A 6105-nucleotide genomic window follows, 5' to 3' on the forward strand; every position below is an offset into this window, starting at 1 on the left:
GTGCGTGCAGGGCGGTGCGCTGCGTGTGCAGCACGGCCGGCTCCCCGGGACGCCCGCCCGCCCGCGCGCACGCGTCCAGCGCCACATGCGCCGTGATGTCGCACGTCCCGTCCGGCACCGGCGCGACCTCGCGCCCCGCGCGGAACCCGGTGAGCGTCCCGAACAGCGGCCGGGTGTCCGCCGTGTGCCCGTAGTCGACGGCCACCGCGAGGCCCCGGTCGACGGCGGAGACGGCGTCCGCCCAGGCGCGGTCCCGGGGGAGGCCGATCTCCGCGCGCAGGCCCTCCTCGGCGTCCAGGGGCCACCAGCGGGCCAGCCACGCGGCGTCCTCGCCACCGGTCGGGGCGCCGAGGCGCTCGGTGCCGTCGGGGGCGACGAGGACCGTCCGGGGCACGCCGTCGGCATCCGTCTCGACGACGTCGAGGGGCACGTTGTCCAGCCACTCGTTGGCGAACAGGAGCCCGGTGACGCCGGACGGCACCTCGGTGGTCCAGGTGACGCGGGGGTCCGTCGCGGCGGGCGGGGCGGCGAGTTCGACGGCCCACGCGCGCGTGCGCCCGCCGACGTCGTCCGGAAGGGCGTCCAGGACCGCCGCCGTCAGTTCGCCGCGGCCGGCGGCCAGGTCGACGAAGTCCAGGCGGGCGGGCCGGCCGAGGGCCTCGTCCACGCGGCACAGGAGGGCGGCCACGGCGCGGGTGTAGAGGGGCGAGGCGTGCACGGAGGTACGGAAGTGGCCCGCGGGGCCCTCGGGGCGCCGGTAGAAGCCCTCAGGGCCGTACAGGGCCTCCTCGGTGGCCGCCCGCCAGCCGTCCCACGCGGCCGGCCCCGCCCTGCGCGCTTTCTCCTCCACCCGTCCAGACTATGCGCACAGTTGATCACTCCCTCCACCTTGCGGAGTACGTCCGCGCGATGCGGATCGGCCCTCCGGTTGACCCACAGGGGCATCACGCATCCCTACGCTGGGTTACGTGCAGCGCCTCTACGACTTCTTCCGCAGGCACCCGACCGGGGTGGACGGCTTCTGGGCCGTGGTCCTGTTCGTGTTCGCCCTCGCCTCGGAGACGGCCAACCACGAGGTCGGGCGGACGCACTCCCTGACGGTGGTGGTGCCGGCCGTCCTCGCGCTGTGCGTGGTGATGACGCTGCGCAGGAAACTGCCGGAGGCCATGCTGGTGCTCGCCGTGGTGGCGGGCTGCGCGCAGCTCGTGCTGGGCGTGGGCGTCAACGCGGCGAACTTCGCGATGCTGATGATCGTCTACACGGTCGCGGCGGTCGGCGCCCGCTGGGCGTCCCGGTTGGCGCTCGGCGTCGGCGTGTGCGCGGCTGCCGCCGCGCAACTGCGCTGGCCGAGCGGCGAGGCCCCGGGCGGCGTCGTCGTCACCATCGTCTTCCTGACCGTCCCGTTCGTCCTCGCCTGGGTCCTCGGCGACTCGATGCGCACCCGGCGCGCGTACCTCGCGCAGCTGGAGGAGCGGGCGGCCCGGCTGGAGCGCGAGCGCGAGGCTCAGGCGAAGGTCGCGGTCGCGGCGGAACGCGCGCGCATCGCGCGCGAGCTGCACGACGTGGTGGCGCACAACGTGTCCGTGATGGTCGTCCAGGCGGACGGCGCCGCGTACGTCCTCGACGCCGCCCCCGACCAGGCGAAGAAGGCCCTGGAGACGATCTCCTCGACCGGCCGCCAGGCCCTCGCGGAGATGCGCCGCCTGCTGGGCGTCCTGCGCACCGGGGAGCACCGGGAGGGCGGCGAGTACGTCCCCCAGCCGGACGTCGAGCAGATCGAGGACCTGGTCCAGCAGTGCCGGGGCTCCGGCCTTCCCGTCGACTTCAAGGTCGAGGGCACCGCCCGCCCGCTGCCCAGCGGCGTCGAGCTGACGGCCTACCGGATCGTCCAGGAGGCGCTCACCAACACCCGCAAGCACGGCGGTCCCAACGCGGGCGCCAGCGTCCGCCTCGTCTACTTCGACGACGGCCTCGGCCTGCTCGTCGAGGACGACGGCAAGGGCGCCCCCCACGAGCTGTACGAGGAGGGCGGCGCCGACGGACAGGGCCACGGCCTGATCGGCATGCGCGAGCGCGTCGGTATGGTCGGCGGGACCCTGGACGCCGGTCCGCGCCCCGGGGGCGGCTTCCGCATCAGCGTGCTGCTCCCGCTCAAACCGGCGCACTGACGTCCCGTACGTCACTGACACCTGTCACGAATGCCCTGTCACGAACGCCCTGGAAATGGAAACGGAAGAGGCCCCGATGACGATCCGCGTGATGCTCGTCGACGACCAGGTGCTCCTGCGCACCGGGTTCCGGATGGTGCTCGCCGCCCAGCCGGACATGGAGGTCGTCGCGGAGGCGGGCGACGGGGTCGAGGCGCTCCAGGTGGTGCGCTCCACGGACGTCGACGTCGTCCTCATGGACGTCCGCATGCCGAAGCTGGACGGCGTGGAGGCCACCCGGCGGATCTGCGAGGAGCCCGACCCGCCGAAGGTGCTCATCCTGACGACGTTCGACCTCGACGAGTACGCGTTCTCCGGGCTGAAGGCGGGCGCCTCCGGGTTCATGCTCAAGGACGTGCCCCCGGGGGAGCTGCTCGCCGCGATCCGGTCCGTGCACAGCGGGGACGCCGTCGTCGCGCCGTCCACCACGCGCCGGCTGCTCGACCGGTTCGCCCCGATGCTCCCGAGCAGCGGCCGGGCGCCGGAGCACAAGGAGCTGGAGCGGCTCACCGAACGGGAGCGCGAGGTGATGATCCTCGTCGCCCAGGGGCTGTCCAACGGGGAGATCGCGGCCCGGCTGGTGCTCTCCGAGGCGACCGTGAAGACCCACGTCGGGCGCATCCTGACCAAGCTGGGGCTGCGGGACCGGGTGCAGGTCGTCGTCCTGGCGTACGAGACGGGGCTCGTCCGCGCGGGGGGCGGTCACGCCTGAGAGGGCCTTCCGGGGCTCATCTGAGGATGCCCTCCAGGAAGTCGCTGCCCAGGCGGGCCACCAGGGCGACGTCCAGCTGGTGCAGGACGTAGCGCCCGCGCCGGCGGGTCGTGATGAGGCCCGCCTTCTTGAGGGCCGCCAGGTGCCGGGAGACCTCCGGGGCGGACAGGCTGTGGATACGGGCCAGTTCGGTCGTCGTGTAGGCGCTGCGGGCGAGGTTGCGGCACAGCTGCATGCGCACCGGGTGGGACAGGGCGTTCATCCGGAGGGTGAGCTGTTCGAGCGACGGGAGCGCGACGGGGGACGGCGCCAGGAGCGGGTACTGCACCACGGGCCGCCAGCCGGGGCGGTGCAGGACGGTCAGATGCGGGCGGCCCAGGCTGGTCGGGATCAGCAGGAGGCCGCTGTCCCGCGCGGACGTGCGGCTCTCCACGAGCTTGTCGACGACCAGGCGGCCGTTCCCCTCGTCCAGCCGCACCGCCGGGGAGACGGAGACCAGCGCCTCCACTGTTCCGAGCTGGTGCAGCACCTGCGTCTTGTGCCGGGTGTCCGCCGCGAGCTGGGGGCGCAGCCGGGACCAGGTGTCCGCGAAGAACGCCTCGTCGCAGTCCTCCAGGAAACGCCGGAACCACGCGCGCACGCCGGACGGGTCGTCCAGCAGGCGGTGCGCGAAATCCAGTTGCCGGGGGCCGCGCGAGGCGGCGAGGTCCAGCACCCGGCCGCGCAGCGCGGGGTCCGCCAGGATGCCCGGCGTCGGTGACGCGCACGTCGTGGAGGCGAACTCCAGGGCGGCGTCCACGAACTGGTCGTCCGGCAGCTTGTCCAGCAGCGCCAGCTCCTCGGCCAGCGTCTCCCCCGGGAGCGCGCCCGGCACGCCCGCGCACGCCAGGAACAGGTCCGAGAAGACCGTCCGCCACAGGAACTCCGCCTCGCACAGCCGGTCGGCCAGATGCGGATCGAGTCCCGGCAGGACACTCCCCGTCCACTCCCGGATGCCCGGATGGTGCCCCGGCTCCGACAGCGCGTGCAGCGCCATGCCGAGCTCGGCCAGCGGTGACGGGACGAAGGCCACCTGCTCGGGCCGGACCCCGGCGATGTCGATGCTCACGCTCATGCGCCCATGGTGCACCTCACCACTGACAACGCCCCCGCCGATCTCAGGGCAGTCGCGCCACGAACCCGGCGACCGCCTCCTTCACGTCCCGCGCACTCCACCCCAGCCCCGCCTCCCGCACCGAGACCTCCGTGTACGACACCCCGGGCGCGCGCTCCGCCCAGGGGGACGCGAACAGGAGCGTGCCGGTCTCCTCGGACTGGCGCACCGCGGTCTCCGAGAGCGTGTCCGCGTCGTACGGCAGCCAGAACTGGAACTCGTGGGTGTGCGGCACCGGGGGGTGCACCCGGAACCACGGCACGCCCGCCTCCGTGAACCCCTCCTGGAGCGCGGCGGCCACCACGCGCGCGTGGGCGACGTACTCCGGCAGCCGGGGCAGCTCCCTGTCCAGGCCGGCCAGCGCGGTGAGGGCCGCCGGGAACTGGTGGAACAGCTTGCCGCCGTACCGGTGCTGCCAGGCCCTGGCCTCGGCGATCAGCGACTCCGGACCCGCGAGGACGGCGCCGCTGAGCCCGTCGAGCGACTTGTACAGCGAGACGTAGACGCTGTCCGCGAGAGAGGCGATCTCCGCCAGGGGGCGGCCGAAATGGGTGACCGACTCCCACAGGCGCGCGCCGTCGAAGTGCACCACCGCGTCGCGCTCGCGCGCGGCGGCCACCGTCGCGGTCAGCTCCTCCCAGGACGGCAGCACGAAACCGGCGTCCCGCAGGGGCAGCTCCACAGCGAGCGTGCCGAACGGCTCGTCCGCCTCCAGGACCTCCGTCGGCGTCGGCAGCCGCGGCTCGTCCGTCAGGTGCACCGGCCGCAGCCCGGAGAGCTGGCTGAGCGCGTCCCGCTCGTGCACCTCCAGGTGGGACAGCGGATGCACGGCCACCGCGCGGTTGCCGGTCCGGCCCGCCCAGCAGCGCAGAGCGACCTGCTGGGCCATGGTGCCGGTCGGCATGAACGCGGCGGCCTCCGTACCCAGCAGCGCCGCTATGCGCTCCTCCAGCGCCGTCACGACGCCGTCGCCGTACACGTCGGTGCGCTCGTCGAGGTCGTACGCCTCGCCGGCGGTGTCCTGGAGGTGCGCGAGGCGCTCGCGCAGGGTGGTCCGGGCCAGGGGGCGGGCCAGGAGGCGCACGGCCTCGTTCTGGGCTGTCGTACGCCGTTCGCGCAGCAGCTCGGCGGGGGAGCGGCCGCCTTCCGGGGCGGGTGTTTCTGTCATGCCGGGATCATGCCGTGCGCGCGGGGGTGCGGGCATCCGCGATACCCACAGCCTGTGGACAACCCGGCCGCCCCGGAACAGATCGCGTTAACATGACGAGAAATCGTCCGGTACCCAGATGCGGACTGGAACGGGAAGGCCGCCGTCGCGTGAGTACAGTCCACCAGCCAGACCCCAGGGACCGCCCCGCGCGGCTCACCGTCGGCGTCGTCGGCGCCGGCCGGGTGGGCCCCGCCCTCGCCGCGTCCCTCCAGCTCGCCGGACACCGCCCGGTGGCCGTCTCCGGCGTCTCCGACGCCTCCCGCAAGCGCGCGGCCCTGATGCTGCCCGACGTGCCCCTGACGACCCCGGAAGACGTCCTGGCGCGCGCGGAACTGGTCCTGCTGACCGTCCCGGACGACGCGCTGCCCGCCCTCGTGCAGGGCCTCGCCGACACCGGCGCGATCCGCCCCGGCCAGCTCCTCGCGCACACCTCCGGCCGCTACGGCACGCGCGTCCTGGACCCCGCCCTGCGCGCGGGCGCCCTGCCGCTCGCACTGCACCCGGCGATGACGTTCACCGGGACACCCGTGGACGTCCAGCGCCTCGCCGGCTGCTCCTTCGGCGTCACCGCCCCCGACGAACTGCGGCTCGCCGCCGAGGCCCTCGTCATCGAGATGGGCGGCGAACCCGAATGGGTCGCCGAGGAGAGCCGCCCGCTGTACCACGCGGCCCTCGCGCTGGGCGCCAACCACCTCGTCACGCTGGTCGCCCAGTCCATGGAGCTGCTGCGCGAGGCGGGCGTCGAGGCACCCGACCGGATGCTCGGCCCGCTGCTCGGCGCCGCCCTGGACAACGCGCTGCGCTCCGGCGACGCCGCCCTCAC

General features: G+C 74.1%; 6 protein-coding genes. 3 read left to right on the forward strand and 3 right to left on the reverse strand.

The annotated features are described in order from the left end of the window. Window positions 1-850 (reverse strand): SAM-dependent methyltransferase (locus tag ACVNF4_RS30910; protein WP_461806189.1); only part of this gene is annotated, 850 nt, incomplete at its 3' end. A 118-nt stretch (window positions 851-968) separates the two neighbouring features. Between ACVNF4_RS30910 and ACVNF4_RS30915 the strand changes: the two genes are divergently transcribed. Both ACVNF4_RS30915 and ACVNF4_RS30920 read left to right on the forward strand, forming a co-directional pair. Then, the gene (locus ACVNF4_RS30915) at window positions 969-2168 is read left to right on the forward strand and encodes a sensor histidine kinase (protein WP_461806190.1); all 1200 of its coding nucleotides are present in this window, start codon (window positions 969-971) and stop codon (window positions 2166-2168) included. A 76-nt stretch (window positions 2169-2244) separates the two neighbouring features. Next, a complete protein-coding gene (locus ACVNF4_RS30920) occupies window positions 2245-2919 on the forward strand; it encodes a response regulator (protein WP_461806191.1) in 675 nt (224 codons plus the stop codon). 16 nt (window positions 2920-2935) lie between these two features. Here ACVNF4_RS30920 and ACVNF4_RS30925 read toward each other — a convergent pair whose 3' ends face one another. Both ACVNF4_RS30925 and ACVNF4_RS30930 read right to left on the reverse strand, forming a co-directional pair. Continuing rightward, complete coding sequence (locus ACVNF4_RS30925) at window positions 2936-4033, reverse strand: DUF5937 family protein (RefSeq protein WP_461806192.1); 1098 nt, start codon at window positions 4031-4033, stop codon at window positions 2936-2938. A gap of 43 nt (window positions 4034-4076) precedes the next feature. Further along, window positions 4077-5240 carry a threonine aldolase family protein gene (locus tag ACVNF4_RS30930; protein WP_461806193.1) on the reverse strand — a complete coding sequence of 388 codons (1164 nt, stop codon included), beginning with the start codon at window positions 5238-5240 and terminating at the stop codon, window positions 4077-4079. Between the two features lie 149 nt (window positions 5241-5389). Between ACVNF4_RS30930 and ACVNF4_RS30935 the strand changes: the two genes are divergently transcribed. After that, window positions 5390-6105: Rossmann-like and DUF2520 domain-containing protein (locus tag ACVNF4_RS30935; RefSeq protein ID WP_461806194.1), on the forward strand; the 716-nt coding region annotated here is incomplete at its 3' end.

It is taken from the genome of Streptomyces sp. S6 (assembly GCF_054880855.1).

What these genes read in the sequence shown, in the direction of transcription:
- ACVNF4_RS30920 (WP_461806191.1), top strand. Translation starts at nt 2,245, where the DNA reads ATGACGATCCGCGTGATGCTCGTCGACGACCAGGTGCTCCTGCGCACC.
- ACVNF4_RS30925 (WP_461806192.1), bottom strand. Translation starts at nt 4,033, where the DNA reads ATGAGCGTGAGCATCGACATCGCCGGGGTCCGGCCCGAGCAGGTGGCC.
- ACVNF4_RS30930 (WP_461806193.1), bottom strand. Translation starts at nt 5,240, where the DNA reads ATGACAGAAACACCCGCCCCGGAAGGCGGCCGCTCCCCCGCCGAGCTG.